General features: G+C 62.1%; 16 protein-coding genes, 1 tRNA gene and 2 pseudogenes. 8 read left to right on the top strand and 11 right to left on the bottom strand.

Translation table 11 applies throughout. The features are described 5' to 3' along the window. Window positions 1–404 precede the first annotated feature (404 nt). On the top strand, window positions 405–722 hold the full coding sequence (locus NT26_RS22730) for a hypothetical protein (protein ID WP_152337264.1): 318 nt from the start codon (window positions 405–407) through the stop codon (window positions 720–722). A 35-nt stretch (window positions 723–757) separates the two neighbouring features. Here the strand turns inward: NT26_RS22730 and NT26_RS07350 are convergent. Both NT26_RS07350 and NT26_RS07355 read right to left on the bottom strand, forming a co-directional pair. Then, window positions 758–842, bottom strand: a tRNA-Leu gene (locus NT26_RS07350). 72 nt (window positions 843–914) lie between these two features. Next, window positions 915–2,369, bottom strand: coding sequence for a TrkH family potassium uptake protein (locus NT26_RS07355; protein ID WP_052638175.1), 1,455 nt, complete (start codon window positions 2,367–2,369; stop codon window positions 915–917). An 88-nt stretch (window positions 2,370–2,457) separates the two neighbouring features. Between NT26_RS07355 and ilvA the strand changes: the two genes are divergently transcribed. Continuing rightward, complete coding sequence (gene ilvA / locus NT26_RS07360; RefSeq protein ID WP_152338594.1) at window positions 2,458–3,723, top strand: threonine ammonia-lyase; 1,266 nt, start codon at window positions 2,458–2,460, stop codon at window positions 3,721–3,723. 6 nt (window positions 3,724–3,729) lie between these two features. Here ilvA and NT26_RS07365 read toward each other — a convergent pair. Beyond that, window positions 3,730–4,732, bottom strand: a pseudogene (locus NT26_RS07365) (glycerophosphodiester phosphodiesterase family protein). Between the two features lie 103 nt (window positions 4,733–4,835). Between NT26_RS07365 and NT26_RS07370 the strand changes: the two are divergent. Then, window positions 4,836–5,159, top strand: coding sequence for an HlyU family transcriptional regulator (locus tag NT26_RS07370; protein ID WP_052638176.1), 324 nt, complete (start codon window positions 4,836–4,838; stop codon window positions 5,157–5,159). A gap of 87 nt (window positions 5,160–5,246) precedes the next feature. On the opposite strand, the gene NT26_RS07375 is transcribed toward NT26_RS07370, so the two are convergent. Then, complete coding sequence (locus tag NT26_RS07375) at window positions 5,247–5,861, bottom strand: FMN-dependent NADH-azoreductase (RefSeq protein ID WP_052638177.1); 615 nt, start codon at window positions 5,859–5,861, stop codon at window positions 5,247–5,249. A gap of 141 nt (window positions 5,862–6,002) precedes the next feature. Between NT26_RS07375 and NT26_RS07380 the strand changes: the two genes are divergently transcribed. Together NT26_RS07380 and NT26_RS07385 are read left to right on the top strand one after the other, a co-directional pair. Continuing rightward, complete coding sequence (locus NT26_RS07380) at window positions 6,003–6,956, top strand: LysR family transcriptional regulator (RefSeq protein WP_052641937.1); 954 nt, start codon at window positions 6,003–6,005, stop codon at window positions 6,954–6,956. 198 nt (window positions 6,957–7,154) lie between these two features. Further along, a pseudogene (locus tag NT26_RS07385) lies at window positions 7,155–7,716 on the top strand (DUF2087 domain-containing protein). A gap of 30 nt (window positions 7,717–7,746) precedes the next feature. Here NT26_RS07385 and NT26_RS07390 read toward each other — a convergent pair. Then, entirely contained in the window at window positions 7,747–9,732 is a 1,986-nt protein-coding gene (locus tag NT26_RS07390) for a bifunctional 2',3'-cyclic-nucleotide 2'-phosphodiesterase/3'-nucleotidase (protein WP_052641939.1), read from the bottom strand. A gap of 164 nt (window positions 9,733–9,896) precedes the next feature. On the opposite strand from NT26_RS07390, the gene NT26_RS07395 reads away from it, so the two are divergent. Continuing rightward, the gene (locus NT26_RS07395; RefSeq protein WP_052638178.1) at window positions 9,897–10,682 is read left to right on the top strand and encodes a hypothetical protein; all 786 of its coding nucleotides are present in this window, start codon (window positions 9,897–9,899) and stop codon (window positions 10,680–10,682) included. A 1-nt stretch (window position 10,683) separates the two neighbouring features. Here the strand turns inward: NT26_RS07395 and NT26_RS07400 are convergent, their stop codons facing one another. Together NT26_RS07400 and NT26_RS07405 are read right to left on the bottom strand one after the other, a co-directional pair. Next, entirely contained in the window at window positions 10,684–11,001 is a 318-nt protein-coding gene (locus NT26_RS07400) for a PilZ domain-containing protein (RefSeq protein ID WP_152337272.1), read from the bottom strand. A gap of 117 nt (window positions 11,002–11,118) precedes the next feature. Further along, a complete protein-coding gene (locus tag NT26_RS07405) occupies window positions 11,119–11,580 on the bottom strand; it encodes an Lrp/AsnC family transcriptional regulator (RefSeq protein WP_052638179.1) in 462 nt (153 codons plus the stop codon). A 156-nt stretch (window positions 11,581–11,736) separates the two neighbouring features. Here NT26_RS07405 and ald point away from each other — a divergent pair, with 156 nt between their 5' ends. Together ald and NT26_RS07415 are read left to right on the top strand one after the other, a co-directional pair. Further along, complete coding sequence (ald, locus tag NT26_RS07410; RefSeq protein ID WP_052638180.1) at window positions 11,737–12,855, top strand: alanine dehydrogenase; 1,119 nt, start codon at window positions 11,737–11,739, stop codon at window positions 12,853–12,855. A gap of 155 nt (window positions 12,856–13,010) precedes the next feature. Then, window positions 13,011–13,667: a PadR family transcriptional regulator gene (locus tag NT26_RS07415; protein ID WP_052641943.1), complete on the top strand. Its 657-nt coding sequence runs from the start codon at window positions 13,011–13,013 to the stop codon at window positions 13,665–13,667. A gap of 81 nt (window positions 13,668–13,748) precedes the next feature. Here the strand turns inward: NT26_RS07415 and NT26_RS07420 are convergent, their stop codons facing one another. The 4 genes from NT26_RS07420 to NT26_RS07435 form a co-directional block, all read right to left on the bottom strand. Then, window positions 13,749–14,216 carry a DUF1203 domain-containing protein gene (locus NT26_RS07420; protein ID WP_052638181.1) on the bottom strand — a complete coding sequence of 156 codons (468 nt, stop codon included), beginning with the start codon at window positions 14,214–14,216 and terminating at the stop codon, window positions 13,749–13,751. 70 nt (window positions 14,217–14,286) lie between these two features. Then, window positions 14,287–14,844: a GNAT family N-acetyltransferase gene (locus NT26_RS07425; RefSeq protein WP_052638182.1), complete on the bottom strand. Its 558-nt coding sequence runs from the start codon at window positions 14,842–14,844 to the stop codon at window positions 14,287–14,289. After that, window positions 14,841–15,716, bottom strand: a complete 876-nt coding sequence (gene sseA / locus NT26_RS07430) for a 3-mercaptopyruvate sulfurtransferase (RefSeq protein WP_052638183.1) — start codon at window positions 15,714–15,716, stop codon at window positions 14,841–14,843. The genes NT26_RS07425 and sseA overlap by 4 nt, the downstream gene beginning before the upstream one ends. 23 nt (window positions 15,717–15,739) lie before the next feature. After that, the gene (locus tag NT26_RS07435; protein WP_052638184.1) at window positions 15,740–16,474 is read right to left on the bottom strand and encodes an alanyl-tRNA editing protein; all 735 of its coding nucleotides are present in this window, start codon (window positions 16,472–16,474) and stop codon (window positions 15,740–15,742) included. Window positions 16,475–16,478: the final 4 nt, after the last annotated feature.

Consider the following 16,478-nt stretch of genomic DNA (forward strand, 5'->3'; position numbering starts at 1 on the left):
GGAAACTGACGGGAGCCCCGGACGCTGGGGGTTGGGGGGCTGCCAGGGCTCCCGGCCGCGCTGATGGGGACGCGACAGCAGGGAAGATGGAAGCCACGCGTCGGCTGTCGAACGCGATCGCTGCTGCTGGTTGACCGGCCCCTAATTCTGACCGGCCTCGTCCCACAGCGGTGCATCTGGTGGAATCGGGGCCAAAAAAAATGCCCCACCGTGGGGCAGGGCAATAAGGGGAAAAGCCCGGCTTTCTCAATCGGGCATGGACTGTTTCGCATCTGGCGCCGGCGCCGGCGAGTGCAGTTGGAACATTTTCGGTACGCCTGGGGTGTTTTCTTACCTGCGAGCGCGGTGGAACCTTCAGTGGCATCAACGATTGAATGGACATCGAATCACTGGAGGAAACTGCGATGAAAAGACTTCTCCCCGTCACGATTCTGTCGCTCGGGCTGGCCCTGGCGGCGCAGGCGCAGGAGGGCGCAACGGGCGGCGTTACGGCAAGTGGTGCTACAGGGGCGACGGGCGCGGCTGGTGCGACAACCAATCTTCCCGGCGTCGACGGACCGACGTCGACTGGCGGCCAGGGCAGTGCCACCGTCACCGGTAGCGTGGACAATTGCGGCGCCGATACTTCCCTGGAGGGGACAGGAACGGCCGGCAGCTCCGGGGTGGCCGATATGGGGGCCGGCGGAACGGCTGGCGCAGGCACGCGGATCGACGCCTGCTGAGCCGCAGCCGCGGCGATACTCAAGCTTGAATGAGGTGGTGCGGACGGCGGGGATCGAACCCGCATGACCGAGGTCGAGGGATTTTAAGTCCCTTGCGTCTACCAGTTTCGCCACGTCCGCAGTGACTGGCCTGAATAAAGTGGCGAACCCGGAAAGGGAAGGGCTGCAAGCGGTGAAATTCCGCTTGTGCTCCTACTGACGCCAGAACACCGGCGTCAGCAGGACGAGGACGGTCAGGATTTCCAGGCGCCCGAGCAGCATGAGCAGCGACAAGAGGTAAAGGGCGGGGTCGCTGATGGTGGAGAAATTGCCCGCCGGACCAACGATGCTGCCGATGCCGGGGCCAACGTTGGAAAGGGCTGTCAGGACCGCCGAGGCCGATGTCAGGAAGTCGTATCCCAGCAGCGCCATGGCAAGGCTGCCAACCGCCCAGAGGAAGATATAGAGCGCGATGAAGAGAAAGATGCCGCGCTGCGCCTCCGGCTCGATGATCGAGCTGCCATACCGAACGGAATAGACGGCGTTCGGATAGACGAGCCGCTTGAGACCGGTGCCGACGATGTTGAACAGCACGACGAATCGATAGGCCTTGATGCCACCGGCGGTGGAGCCCGTACACCCGCCCATGAATGTGGCGAAGAATGCCAGGGCAACGGCGAAGGGCCCCCAGTTCGTATAGTCGTCGCTTGCGTAGCCGGTCGTGGAGAGAATGGAGGAGATGTTGTGGAACGAGTGCGCGAGGGCGGTTCCAAGACCTGTGCCGTTACGCAGGTGGTGATAGACCGCCAGCGCTACCGCAAAGGTGACGAGATAGCCGACGAAAACCACGATCTGCGGGTCCCGCAGCGTGTTCAGCCGACGGCGAACCACGAAGATGATCAGCAGTGAAAACGGAAGGCTGCAGATTGTCATGAAGAGCGATGATATCCACAGCAGCGGTATGCTGTCGAAATAGCCGAACGATGCATCGTGAGTTGAGAACCCGCCGGTCGCCACAGTTGTCAGGGCGTGATTGAGGGCGTCGAACCCCGTCATCCCGGCCCAGCCGTAGGCAATCGCACATGCAAGGGTGATGCCGACATATACAGCCATGAAGGCGCGGGTGAAGCTCGCGAGGCGGGCGAAGGGCTTGTCGCTGGTGTCGGAGGATTCCAGCTTGAAGAAGGACATGCCGCCAACGCGGAGGAAGGGAAGCACGAACAGGCCGAGCGCGACAATGCCGATCCCTCCCAGCCACTGGAGCAGCGAGCGCCAGAGAAGTATGCCCGGAGGCATGGTGTCCAACCCGGAAAGGACGGTCGATCCGGTCGTGGTGATGGCGGAAATCGATTCGAACAGCGACTGCGCGAAACTCAGCTCGTGGTCCGCCAGATAGAGGGGAATGGCGCCTACCAGGGAGAACACGGCCCACAGCAGATTGACGAGCAGGAAGCCGAGACGCTTCGTGAAGACGGGCGACGCCCCCCGCGTCGCGAGCGCCGTCATCAACGAGATCCCGCCAACCATGAAGCCGGAGAGGGCAAAGACCTGCCAGTCCTCGTGGCCATAGTACAGGTCGATCATCGCCGGCACGAACATAGCTGTCGCGAGATAAAGCCCACAAAGCGCCGCGATGTAGATGGCCGGCCGGAGAAGACTGGCGTTCAAGTGAATGTCCCGGTTTCGCGTGGCGTGGGGAAGATGGCTTTGTCTCTTCCGGCTCGCTATGGCATAGCGGGATGCCGGGGCAAATTCAATGGATGGAGCGGTTGTGAGCAGAGAGGCTGTGGACGAGGCGAGGGCTGCGTTGCGAGAGATTTTCCCGGAGACGCCGCTGCAACTGAACGAACACCTCAGCAGTCGCTATGGCGCTGACATCTGGCTGAAGCGCGAAGACCTGTCGCCCGTTCGCTCCTACAAGATCCGCGGGGCGTTCAATTTCTTCCGCAAGGCGATGGCGGCAGGGGCGGGTGACCAGACCTTCGTCTGTGCCTCCGCCGGCAACCATGCCCAGGGCTTTGCCTTCGTCTGCCGTCACTTCCGCGTGCCGGGCGTCGTCTTCATGCCCGTGACGACGCCGCAGCAGAAGATCGACAAGACGCGCATGTTCGGCGGCGAGTTCATCACCATCCGACTCGTCGGCGACATCTTCGACCAGTGTTATGCCGCGGCTCATGCACATGTGGAGAAGATCGGCGGGCTCATGGTGCCGCCCTTCGACCATCCCGATATCATCGAAGGGCAGGCGAGCGTCGCGGCAGAAATCCTCCAGCAACTGCCGGAGGGGACGCGTCCCGACCTTGTGATCGTGCCGGTGGGCGGAGGCGGCCTGGCATCGGGCGTGACGGCCTATCTCGGCGACGTCGTGCCCGACGAAGGCTTCGTCCTGGTCGAGCCGCTCGGCGCTCCCAGCCTGCGACGCAGCCTGGAGGAGGGGCGCCCGGTGCGCCTGGCAAAGGTCGACAACTTCGTCGACGGAGCCGCCGTCGCGCGAATCGGAGACCTCAACTTCGAGGCTTTGAAGCATTTCCGGCCCGACCAGGTGCTGCTCGCACCCGAGAACGCCATCTGCGTGACGATCAGCGAAATGCTCAACATCGAGGGCCTGGTTCTTGAACCGGCAGGCGCGCTCTCGATCACGGCGCTGGACATGCTCGGCGAGGAGCGGCTGCGAGGCAAGACGGTGGTTGCCGTTGTGACCGGCGGCAATTTCGACTTCGAGCGCCTTCCCGACGTCAAGGAGCGGGCGATGCGCTATGCCGGGCTGAAGAAATACTTCATCCTGCGGCTGGCCCAGCGTCCCGGCGCTCTGCGGGACTTCCTCAACCTGCTCGGGCCTGAGGATGACATCGCCCGCTTCGAATACCTCAAGAAGTCGGCCCGCAACTTCGGCTCCATCCTGATCGGCATAGAGACGAAGAAGCCGGAAAACTTCAGAGGCTTGCTGGAGCGCTTCGAGGCCGCCGACATCGGCTACCAGGACATTACCGACAATGAAATCCTCGCGAACCTGATCATCTGAGGCGGGTCACCGGCTGGTGACGTCCGCGCAGGCGCGTGGCGGTAAGCGAAGCTCGCAGAACCCTCGCCGCGACAGCTGCTCCGACGCAAGCTCAATGCGATTGGTCCACACGAAGCCCGGGAAGCCCTGCGGAACGAGGTTCCAGTCTGCCGGCTGGTCTATTCCGGAGGTACCGACATCGCCGGCTTCATAGGGGCCCATGAGGATCACATCGGAGCCGGCGCTTCGCATGCGCTGATAGAAGCGTTCCGGCCAGCCCCAGAGCAGGAAGGCGTAGTTCGCCGGCACCATGACGAGGGTATTTCGGCACGCCTCCGGCACATGGCCGATCCAGCCCAGCTTCAGATAGTCGAGGAGGCAGGTCTTGGTGTCGGAGGCGCTGAAACCGGGAAGGCCCTCGATATCGGCTTTCGCCGCCGCCGTCGGCTCGTGTCCTCCATAGACAGCGAAAGTCTGCTCGCGGAAGGAGGGATGGCCGCGAAGCAGTTCGGCTAGGGCCTCGCCTTCCTCGGCGCGACGGCTCTTGAAGTTGACCAGGAAACGTTCTTCGGGCAGGGCTTCGAACACCTCCGGCAGCGTCGGCATCATTCCGATCCCGTGGCCGCGGAACGGAAATGTCTGTCCGCCGTCGGCCGTGTACCCGTAGCCCACATCCAGCGTCTTCAGCAGCCCAACTGGTCCGGCACTCCAGCGTCCAGTCGTGAAAGACTGCGAACTGCTTGTCCGGGGTCAGGTGGACATCAAGCTCCACGACATCCGCACCGGCCGCAAAGGCGGCCTGCATGGATGGGATCGTGTTTTCGAGGAAGGGATGCGTCGGGGCCAGTATCCGGCTTGCAGTGCACGTATCGCTCCGGAGGTTTTCACGATCAAACACCTGATGCTGGCCGCGATGGGCAATCACCCTAAGCGTGCTGCCGCCGGGATAGTCGCTGAACAGCGACGTATTGCAGATCCAGAGGGCCGCTGCAGCGGCGACCGGGCCGATGGCAAGAAGGGTCCAGCGCATGGGTTCTCCGTTTGCCCGCGACGGAGGATCAAGATGCACCCGAATGCGGTATCTTGTGGACCGATGCCTTCCGAGATCCCGAAGACTATGCTAGTCAACCGGCATGGCATCTTTCTTCTCTGGCATCCTCTCCCTGTTTTCCGGCGGCGCCAAATCGGCGGAGGCAGCTGCACCGGCCGCCGAACCTCAGGTGCATGGCGATTGCATGATCCACCCGACGCCGATCCGCGAAGGAAACCAGTTCCGGCTGGCTGGCCGAATCGAGAAGGAAGTAGCCGGCGAGGTCCTGGTGCGCAACTTCATCCGGGCAGATGTCTTTACCTCGCTCGATGACGCGCTCGACTGTACCTACCGCAAGGCCCGGCAGATCATCGACCAGAACGGCGCGTCGCTCTTTTCGGACGGCGAGAAGTCCCGCTCCGTCTAACCGCCTATCAAGGCCAGGCGGGACCAATCCGAGATATCGATCATGCCGGGAGGAAGCGGCCGCGCCCGGCGGCCGCTCGTCACGATGTCAGGCGGCAGCGGCGAGTTCCGTGATGCGCGCGTCAGCCTGTGCCAGGGCCTTGTCGAAGGCTTCGGGTCCGAAGGCAGTCCCTTCGACGTAGATGACTTCGACGTCCGTCATGCCCATGAATGCAAGAACGGTCTTCAGGTACGGAACGGCGTGGTTCATCCCCATGGCGGGGCCTTCGGAATAGATACCGGCGGCCGACAGCACGATGTAGACCTTCTTGCCGGTGGCCAGACCCTCCGGGCCTTCGGCCGTATAGCGGAATGTCATGCCTGCCCGGGCGACATTGTCGATCCAGGACTTCAGCGTCGAATAGATGTTGAAGTTGATCAGTCCCGTCGCGAGCACGACGGTATCCGCGGCGAGAAGCTCGGCCACGAGTTCGTCGGACTCTGCCGCCGCCGCGGCTTCTTCCGCATTACGATCGGCGGCGGGCTTGCGGATGGCGGAGGTGGTCACGGTGTCGAGATGAGCAACCGGGTTCTGTCCCAGATCGCGATGAACGATAGTCTCGCCGGGATTGCGCGACTTCAGCTTCTCCACGAGATCAGTCGCCACCTTGGTGGACAGTGAATCTTCGCGCGGGCTGGATGTGACGAGGAGGATGGAGGACATGGTTCTGGTTCCCACTGATGCGTGACATTCTGAAGAGGCGGACGCTTGGTCGCCCGCGGTCGAGACAGAAATAGGCATCGACGACCATCGATAAAACCGGGATAATGTCGAAGGTATCTATCGATGGAATGGATGGAAAACATGGACGCGAACCCGACACTGGACCAGTTGCAGGTCTTCCTCGCCGTTGCCGAGGCGGGCAGTTTTTCAGCGGCCGCACGCGGGTTGAACCGCGCTCAGTCGGTCATCAGCTACACGATCGCCAATCTTGAAGCTCAACTCGAGGTGCCCCTCTTCGAACGCAGTGGCCGGCAGCCGAAGCTGACCGATGCGGGCCGGGCCATGCTATCCGACGCGCGCCGTATCGTTGCTGATCTTCAGGTGATGCGCTCGCGGGCGAGGGGGATGAAGCAGGGACTGGAGCCCGAACTTTCCATTGCCATCAGCGTCATGGTGCCTGCGGAGGCGGTGGTAAGCATCCTGCGCGTCTTCGGCAGCCGCTTTCCCTCCGTGGCCTTGAACCTCAATGTCGGAGAACTGGGCATGGTCATGGACATGGTGGCAAGCGACCGCGCCGGGATTGGTCTCGGCGGTGCGTTGCTGAAGCCGGACGAGACGATCCATGCCGAAAGGATCGGTCACTCCTTCATGGTTCCCGTTGCAGCCGCCGATCACCCCCTCGGCCAGATCGAGGGACCGCTGACCTTGAACGATGTCCGCGAGGAAACGCAACTCGTGGTTACCGACGCATCCGGGCTGACCAAGGGGCGCGACTTCAATGTCCTGTCCTACAAGACTTGGCGTGTCAGCGACATCGCGACGAAGTACCAGCTCATCCGTGGCGGGCTCGGCTGGGGCGGCCTGCCGGCTTCGCTGGTACGGGAGGATCTCCAGGCCGGTCGGCTGGTGGCCCTGCAGCTCGATGCCTATGAACAGGGTGAGTACCCGATCTACGCGCTGCGCAAGGTTGCGAACCCTCCGGGGCCGGCGGCAAACTGGTTGATCCAGGCGTTCCGGGAGCAGTTGTCGAATTGCCCAAGCCCTGACGAAATACCGGGTCTCGACGGGGGCAGGCACAGGTCGGCGGCAGAATGACACGGATTCCCACCCAATTGACGTGATGCATCGCTCAGACTCAACAGGTCGCACGGTCAGCAGTTCACCGAGGCGTCGCCGTCCCTGAAGGGAAGCTAAACCTGCATCATTGAAGATCCTCAGCACTTATCCTGTGCCGAAGTCGACAAGCCGGCGACCAGAGACATCCCCAGCGGAACGGCGCATCGAGGATAAGAGATGACCAGAACCATCTTTCCGATGGAAGTTGCCGATATTTCTGCCTTCGCAGCGATCGCTGCGCGAGCAGATCGGCAAGCTCGACCACAAGCCAAGCCATGTCGAGATGCTCAATCTCCTGAGCCGTGCGGGCGGATACCGCAACTACCAGCATTTTCGGGCAACGATCACGACTGCCGATACGCTGGATGAATGGCGGCTGGAAGCAGACACGGCGCCCGTTGCCAACGAGGCGCGGGTGAAGAAGACGATTCGTGTGTTCGACGTCGAGGGGCGGCTGGCACGCTGGCCGGGCAAGCGTTCCCAGCAGGAACTTTGCCTCTGGTTCCTGTGGTCGAAGATCCCTGCGGACCGGCTTTTCAGCGAACGGCAGATCAGCGAGTATCTTGACAGGCTGCACCTCTTCGGCGATCCGGCACTGCTGCGCCGCGATCTCGTCGACCTGGGCCTGATGCGGCGCAACCGCGACGGCAGCGACTATCGGCGGGTGGAGAGGGAGCCGCCGCCGGAGCTTGCCCTGCTGCTGCGGCTGCTCGGGCAGGACCGGCGGAAGGCCGCCTGACGGCGGCCCTCCTGTCTCTGGTGGCTGGCGTCAGAGGACAAGCCTGAACTTGGCGAATCCTTCGGCGCCGTCGCCGGCGTCCTCGATCTTCGCACCCTTGATGTCGGCCACATAGGTGCGACCCTTCGGCCCGCTCTCGAAGATCGCCGTGGTGCCGGCCATCGGCTTGAAGGACCAGTTAGCATCGGCCGACGGATTGATCGTTCCCTGTTCGACGATGTACCGCACGATCACGTCCCGATTGGTGTCGGGAGCGACGAAGATCACCTTGTCGCCGGCGATCTCCGGGAACTTGCCGCCACCGCCCGCGCGGTAGTTGTTGGTCGCCACCACGAATTTCTGCGCCGGATCGATAGGCTTCCCCTCGAACTGCAGGTCGACGATGCGCTGCGCATCCGCGTTGACCAGTTGGCCATCCTTGTCGAAGCGCGCCGGCTGCGACAGGTCGATCTGATAGGTGACGCCGTCGATGATGTCGTAGTTGTAGGACGGGAAGCCTGTGTTGAGAAGCGGCGCGTCCTTCGCTCCCGGCTCGATCTGGTTGAACATGCCGGCTGACATTTCGAGCCAGTGCCTGACCTGCTCACCGCTGATCAGCACGGCCTGCACGGTGTTTGGATAGAGATAGAGATCGGCGACATTCTTGATGGCGATGTCGCCGGCGGGCACGTCTGTATAATATTCGGCGCCGCCGCGACCGCCGGCCTTGAAGGGGGCCGCGGCGGAAAGGACCGGAAGGTCCTTGTATTCGCCGTCCTTGAGCATGTCCCTGATGTACCAGGTCTGGGCATTGGAGACGATCTGCACCGACGGATCGTCGGCAACGAGCGCGAAATAGGAATAAAGCGGAGCGGATGTCTTGCCGACCGGGCGGCGGACATAGGCAAGCGTCGCCTCGTGCTCATCCTTGACGGCCGCCGTCACCTCGGGCTTGTCCTTGACGTCGGCGACGACCTTGCGATCCTCATCGCGATGGTAGATCGGGCGGGCCTCTGTGGTGAAGTCAACGATCTTCCACCCATTGCCGTCCTTCTCCAGCAGGAAGTCGATCAGGCCCATATGCGAGCCCCAGAAGCCGGCCATGACGGCAGGCTTGCCCATCAGTGTTCCCTTTTCCGCATCCGCTCCGGCGATGCCTTCGAAATCCTTCGGGCCCGGGAAGACGAGATGCTGGTGGCCGGTGAACACCGCGTCTATGCCGTTGACGCCTGCGAGGTAGAGCGAGGCGTTCTCCATCCGCTCGCTCATTCCAGAGCCGTCGATCCCGGAATGGGAAAGCGCGATGATGATGTCGGCGCCTTCCTCCTTCATGACCGGCACCCAGGCCTTGGCAGCGTCCACGATATCGCGCGTCTGTGCCTTGCCTTCCAGATGCTTGGCATCCCAGACCATGATCTGCGGGGGCACGAAGCCGATGAAGCCGACCTTGACCGGGCTTTCGGCGCCCGAGCCATCGCGGATCTGCTTTTCGAGGATCACGTAGGGCTTGAAGAAGAGTTCATCCTTTTTGGGATCGGAAGCCAGCATGCCCTTGGCGAGATTCGCACAAACATAGGGGAAGCCGGCGCCGCCCAGCACCTTGAACATGAAATCGAGCCCGTAGTTGAACTCGTGGTTGCCGAGCGTGCCTGCGTCATAGCCAAGCACGTTCATCGCCTGGATGACCGGATGCTGGTCTCCCTCCTTCATGCCCCGCTCATAGGCGATGTAGTCTCCCATCGGGTTGCCCTGCAGGAAGTCGCCATTATCGATCAGCATCGAATTGCCGGCCTCCGCTCTGATCGAATCGATCAACGAAGCGGTGCGGGCGAGGCCCATCGTGTCGTTCGGCTTGTCGCCATAATAGTCATAGGGAAGCACATGCACGTGGATGTCGGTCGTTTCCATGATGCGAAGATGCGCCTGGTTCGCCTGTGCGCGCGCCGCGAACGGGTGCAGCACAACCAGCGCCGACGTGGCGGCGAGGCCGCCGAGCAGCGAGCGGCGTGTCAGGGAAGGCAGTGAGATGGACGGCATGGTCAGCTCCTGGATTGCAGATGGCGAGGAAAGACTATGCGCAATGGCACGGAAGTACATCGGCAAAATGACAGGGTCGGTAGGCGCATACGTCTCCTGCTAGTTGCATAAATGCGACAAATAACCTAAGGTAGAAAATCGGAAGGAGTAGAGGCAGGGAGGGGATGATGTCCTGGCTGAATACGGCATTCATTGCGGGAGCCATAGGCGGTCTCTCCCCGGAATTGGCGCGGTTGCTTGTTCGCGCGCAGACGGGCGAGTTCGTTGCTTGGCTCAAGGGTATAAGGGAAGAGCCATGGTTCTCCATCGCAGTGCCGGTTGCTGGCTGCTTCGGCATCATGTTTCTGTTGGCCTTGATGGGAGGTTTAGTTGCTCACTACGTTCGGGAAGAGCAAAGGGGAAAAGCATTCATCCTGGGCATAGGTGCTCCCGCATTTCTTCTCTCCACGGCGGGAGCGGTCCCAGTCCCGAAAGAGAATACCAAGAACACGAGCATCCAGTCGGCAGCTAACATTTCCGGCTCCAGCAACTTTCTCTACTCTGTTGCCTTCTCGACCGCATATGCTCAGGTCTCGGGGGGCGAAATGCCGCCTTCCGTTATATTGGACATCACCGGAATAGCGAATGCCTGTGATGGATGCAGCCTGACCTTTCATGACCGACAGGGGGATCCACTAGGGACCAGATCGTTGCAACATACGGATCGTTTGGTGGAGATTGCAGTCCCGGCTGCCGCCGCCACGGGGGTAATAACAGGAGTGGAGGCCACCAACGATGCACGTTTCTCCCTTGAAGAAGTTCAGGAGGGATCTGCGGTGAACGGCGCCTCGCCGAGAATTGAAGTTTACCGAGATCGCAATTACGTCAACGATTTTAGATTTCTGTTGGGAGATAAGGGTATTCAGCCGTTCGATATTCAACTGAAGTCGGCAGCTGCAGGAGCCCCCTAGGTCAGCGGCTCACGACAGGCTTCACGTCCTGGTGGAAGAACCGGAAATAGGAGGAGACCTGGGCCAGCGCATTGCTGTTCAGGTGCAACTGGATGCCGATCCTGCTGCCGCGGTACCACTTCACGGTCCCTTCGATGAAGCCAAGCTCTTCGCTCTCGATCTTCACCTTGCTTCCTTGGGCGGCGCTGAACGGTCTATCCAACTCGAGCGCGATCCCGGTGCCGGAAAGATCCACGACCTTGCCGGTCGCAGACTGGTTGAGATGCGTTACAGTTCCGTAGATTCGCGTCCTCACGCGTTCCGCGCTACGGTTGCTCATGCCGAGAGTATTCGCGCCCATCATCGGACCCCCGCCCCATTGTGTTGCCCGATCCTCTTTTACCGCCAACTCGTTGCGGTCCGGTGAGGGCGTTTCCTAAAATTGGACGTGTCCGCCTCAGAGCCCGACGTTGGGGCGGTCGAGCACTTCGCGGAGAGCGAAGCTGGAATTGATCTTCACCACGTGGGGAAGCGCAGACAGCCAGTCCCGGTGGATGCGCTCGTAGTCTTCCAGATCCTTGGCGGCGACGCGCAGGATATAGTCGTACTCGCCCGACATCAGGTAGCAGACGAGTACATTCGGGCACCGTTTTACGGCGGCCTCGAATTCGGCGAGCGTCCTGGCGAACTGGCCGGAGAGCGAGATGTGGACGATCACCATCATCTTGTAGTCGAGCGCCTTGTTCGACAGGCGCGCGTGATAGCCGCTGATGGTCCCTTCTGTCTCGAGCGCGGCAAGTCTTCGCGAGCAGGCTGACTGGGACAGCCCGACCCGGGCCGCGAGCTCTGCGTTGGATATGCGGCCTTCCTGCTGAAGTATCCGCATCATCGCAAGATCAATGGCGTCCAGGCTTCTCATCGCAACAAATTCGCGTTCTGTTGTTAATGGGCGCAAATATCTTCGAGAAATGGGTCCTTGCCAAGGGACCTTCGCAAGGACATTGCCCGCATTATCTGCTCTGGTTTCCTCCTCGGTAAATCATGCCTCAGGCGATAACCACAGAGAGGAACGTGCATGCGTGTCGGGTGTCCGAAGGAAATCAAAAACCATGAGTACCGTGTTGGGCTGACGCCTGCGGCGGTGCGCGAATATGTGGCGCACGGCCACGAGGTGCTGGTGGAAACCAAGGCGGGCGCCGGTATCGGTGCCGACGACAGTGCCTATGTCGCGGCCGGGGCGAGAATCGCCAGGAGCGCCCAGGAAGTCTTCGAAACTGCGGACATGGTCGTGAAGGTGAAGGAGCCGCAACCGCAGGAATGGGCCCAACTGCGCGAAGGCCAGATACTCTACACGTATCTACATCTGGCACCGGACCCGGAGCAGGCCCAAGGCCTTCTTGCCTCAGGCGTCACCGCCGTGGCGTACGAGACCGTGACAGACGAGCGGGGCGGACTGCCCTTGCTGGCCCCGATGTCGGAAGTGGCGGGCAGGCTATCCATCCAGGCAGGCGCGACCGCGCTGCAGAAAGCCAGTGGAGGCCGTGGCGTTCTGCTCGGCGGCGTACCCGGCGTCCTTCCGGCCAAGGTGGCGGTAATCGGCGGTGGTGTGGTTGGCTCGCACGCCGCACAGATGGCCGTCGGCCTCGGCGCCGAAGTGACCATACTCGATCGCTCGCTGCCGCGACTGCGCCAGTTGGACGATATCTTCAACGGTCGTGTCCGCACTCGCTACTCGACGATCGAGGCGCTCGAGGAGGAGGTTTTTGCCGCCGACCTCGTCATTGGTGCGGTTCTCATCCCGGGAGCGGCCGCGCCCAAGCTCGTCACGCGGGAAATGCTTTCCGGCATGAAGCGCGGCGCCGTGATCGTCGATGTGGCGATCGACCAAGGCGGCTGCTTCGAGACCTCGCAGGCGACGACGCATTCCGACCCGACCTACGAGGTCGACGGCGTCATTCACTACTGCGTCGCCAACATGCCGGGTGCTGTGCCGATCACCTCGGCCCAGGCGCTCAACAACGCGACGCTGCACTACGGCCTCGCGCTGGCAGATCATGGCCTGCGGACCATCGCAGAGGATCGCCATCTGCGCAACGGCCTCAACGTCCATCGCGGCCGGGTCACCAATCGCGCCGTTGCGGATGCTCTGGGCTATGAAGCCTTTGCACCGGAGAGCCTGCTCAAGGTGGCGTGAAGATATATCGAAGATAGCGGCACGAGAGAACGCCGCAGTTATGCAGACCACTGGCGCCGCGGGATCTTCCCTCGGCGCCTTTTTTTGTTTCTTGAGGACTTGATCTGGGATTGAATAGGTATAACTTAGATATATCGAAAATGAAGGGGATCGAGATGTTCAAGGACAGAAATGGAAACTGTGACGGCCACGGTCGGCATCGGGGCTTCAAGGTAGAGGCCATGTTTGCGATGCCCGGCGGACCCTTCCGGCGCGGCGGCGGGCGCCATGGCGGCGGCCATGGGCGCGGATTTGGCGATGAGGGTGATGGCCGCATCGGCCGGTTCCTCATGCAGGGCGACCTGCGCCTGGTCGTCCTGGCGCTGGTCGAGAAGGAACCCCGTCACGGCTACGAGATCATCAAGCACATCGAGGACTTGACCTACGGCTTCTATGCGCCAAGCCCGGGCGTCATTTACCCGACGCTCACCTACCTGGAGGAGGCGGGTTATGTCGTCGCCGAGCAGGAAGGCAACAAGAAGCGCTACGCGATCACCGCAGAAGGACAGGAGCACCTCGACCAGAACCGCAGCTTTGCAATGACCATCCTCGACCGGCTGTCGCAGCTTGCCGAGCGCATGCGGCAAAAGCAGGAGCGGCGGGGCAGGGACGAGGGGCCGGCTGTCCCCAGAAGCGTCGACGCCGCACTGCTGAATCTGAGGGAAGTCATCGCGCGCAGGCTGGAGGCCGATGATCGCAGCGCCGGCGAGATCGTACGGCTGCTGTTGCAGACGGCCGAGGATATCGACGGCGGAAGCACCCGGGAGCAGTAGCACCCACCACCGGCAGCGGAGCGGGGCGGCGGTCGGATCGATCGGCGCCGCTCGGCGCGATCGGCATCTGCGCGACAATCCTCAGACGATGTCGATGCGGCACTGGTAGCAGTTGTTGCGGGCCGACCGGACATGCACATAGGCGACATCCGGGCGGGCAAGGAGCTCTGCCGCCCGCTCCGGGATCTGCTCTGTTGGAGTGACTGCACCCGTACCGTAGACGATCCGGTTATCGTGGCCGTAGCCTCGCACGATATAGTCCGGACTTGTCAGGATCGCGGGCAGCGCTCCGGACGCTTCATGCCGTCTACAGGGCCTCTTGTGGAGAAAGATCGGTCCCGTTTCGGCATAGGGCTGCAACGCCGGAAACGGCCGATAGGCGAGCACAAGCAAGTCTTCTCCAGCATCGATGTTCTCGAGGCAGTGGCGGCAGGGATAGCCGCCTCCATCGGAGGTACGCGTCTCCGGCAGCAGCCCATAGGCGTCCGAACCTCCTTCCCAGAGGGTCATGGCTTCCGTTGTCGGCATGGCATTGAAAACGACTTTCATCGCGAGCTCCCTTGTTGGTCGCGATGAAAATGCGGTGTTCACAGACCCTGCGCCACCCGATTCCTGCCGGTCAGGCGTCCAGCACCGTCAGCAGTTCCGCGCTGCTCATTGGCTGGACGAGCGCGTCGTACGTTGCCACGGGCGAAAAGCCCATCATCTGGTAGAGCTGCAGGGCGCGCGGATGATCCAGCGTATTGGTGGTCACGGTCACCTTCCTCGGATCGTCCTGCCAGGCGGCATAGAGAGCCTGAAGCAGGAACCACTTGCCGATGCCGAGACCGATCGCCCACTCGAACAAACCAAAATAGGAGAGTTCGACCACACCCTCATCCGCCTTGCGCAGTTCGAAGAAGCCCGCAGGCGCGCCATTGACGTAAAGCACTGTGACGGAGACGCGCGGATCGTGGATGATTGCGGCCAGTTCCTCGTCCGGCAGCCGAAGCCGCTGGTACCAGTGCCATCGCTTGCCGACCCGCCTGTATAGATAGCGGTAATAGTGCAGCGGGATTTCCGGTGCCCTGATGATGGCCGTCTGGAGGTTCACCGGGACGGGCAGGCTCGCTTTCGGCGGAGACGTCATCTCGAGCTGCGTCACATGCGCCGTGAGTGGCGCGGGTCTTCTGGTCATTGATCTTGCACTGATTTTTCAGACGCGGGACCGGTGACGATCGGCGTGTCAGGGAGCGCTCCCCACTCCGTCCAAGAGCCGTCGTAAAGTGCGTTGTCGCTATGGCCGAGCGACTCGAGCGCCAGCGTTATGATTGCGGCGGTGATGCCCGAGCCGCAACTGGTGACGACCGGGCGGTCGAGGTCGATTCCTGCCTCCTGGATCACGGTTCGAAGTTCGCTCAGAGGCTTGAGCCGACCCTTTTGCGCGAACGCACCCGAAGGCAGGTTTCGCGCGCCCGGCATGTGACCGGACCTCAGGCCCTGCCGCGGTTCGGCCTCTGTTCCCGAGAACCGTCCGGGACTCCGTGCATCGGCAACCTGCCTCGAGCCATTCTCGACGATGCTTCTCATGCTCTCGATGTCGATGACCCTGTCCGCGTCGAATATGGGCTGGAAAACGACCGGCTGTGGGCGCGGGACTGCCGTTTCGAGCGGGCGTCCTTCTGCCTTCCAGCCGTCCAAACCGCCATCGAGGACGAAGACGCTTCGCGCACCCATGGTGCGGAACAGCCACCAGGCGCGCGGAGCGGAAAATATGCCGGGGCCGTCATAGATGACGATCCGGTCGGTTTCCCGGATTCCCATTCTTCCGACGGCATCGGCGAAGACCTCCGGGGAGGGCACCATGTGGGGAAGATCGGTAGAATGATCGGCCACCTTGTCGTGATCGAAGCGAACGGCCCCCGGTATGTGACCAGCCGCATATTCCGCATCCGCGTCGCGCTTCTGTGCAGGCAGGTAAAAGGACGCGTCGACGATCCGCAGCTCCGGGCTACCCAGTTCCGCAGCAAGCTGCTCGGACGAGATGATGAAGGGACTGTGTTCTGGCACCGTGCTTCTCCTGCGGCAGGGCGTCAGTCGCCAGCGGCGTCTCCGAACCGGATGCGAAAGCGCCGGTTTTCCTTGCCCTTCTTTTCGATCTTGGCGATGTGGATGCGCCCCACTTCGCCGGTACGGGAAACATGTGTGCCGCCACAGGGCTGGCTGTCAACGCTGGAGTTTTCGCCGATGCAGACGAGGCTGACACGGCCGAGCCCCATCGGCGGCCGTACGTTCTTCGACTTCACGATACCGGGATTGGCGGCAAGCTGCTCGTCGGTGATCCACTGAGCGTAAACCGGGTGATCCTGGTCGGCGAGCTCCATCAGGCGGGCGGTGACCTCCTCCTTGTCAATGCCGTCGCTCATGTCGAAATCCACGCGCGATTCGTCCTCGCCAACAGCCGCTCCGGTAATCGGGGAGGGGCACACGACGGAAAGCAGGTGGCAGGCGGTATGCATGCGCATCAGGCGGTGCCGCCGCTGCCAATCGATCTGCAGGCGTACGGTTTCGCCCAGGAGTGGCTGGGGTTCCCCCTCCAGGGGCATATGCAGGATGATGTCCTTCGTTGCCCCATGCCTCGTCTCGCCAAGCGCGATCCTGCTGCCGTCCGAACGCTTCACATGGCCAGTGTCGCCCGGCTGACCGCCCGATCTCGCGTAAAAGCACGTCCGGTCGAATTCGATGCCGCCATCAGGGTGAATGGCAGTCACGACGGCCTCCGCAGTCGCCAGGTAGAAGTCGTCGCGGAAGAGAGTATGGGCGGGCATGGGC

Source organism: Pseudorhizobium banfieldiae (assembly GCF_000967425.1).
GTDB lineage: Bacteria > Pseudomonadota > Alphaproteobacteria > Rhizobiales > Rhizobiaceae > Neorhizobium > Neorhizobium banfieldiae.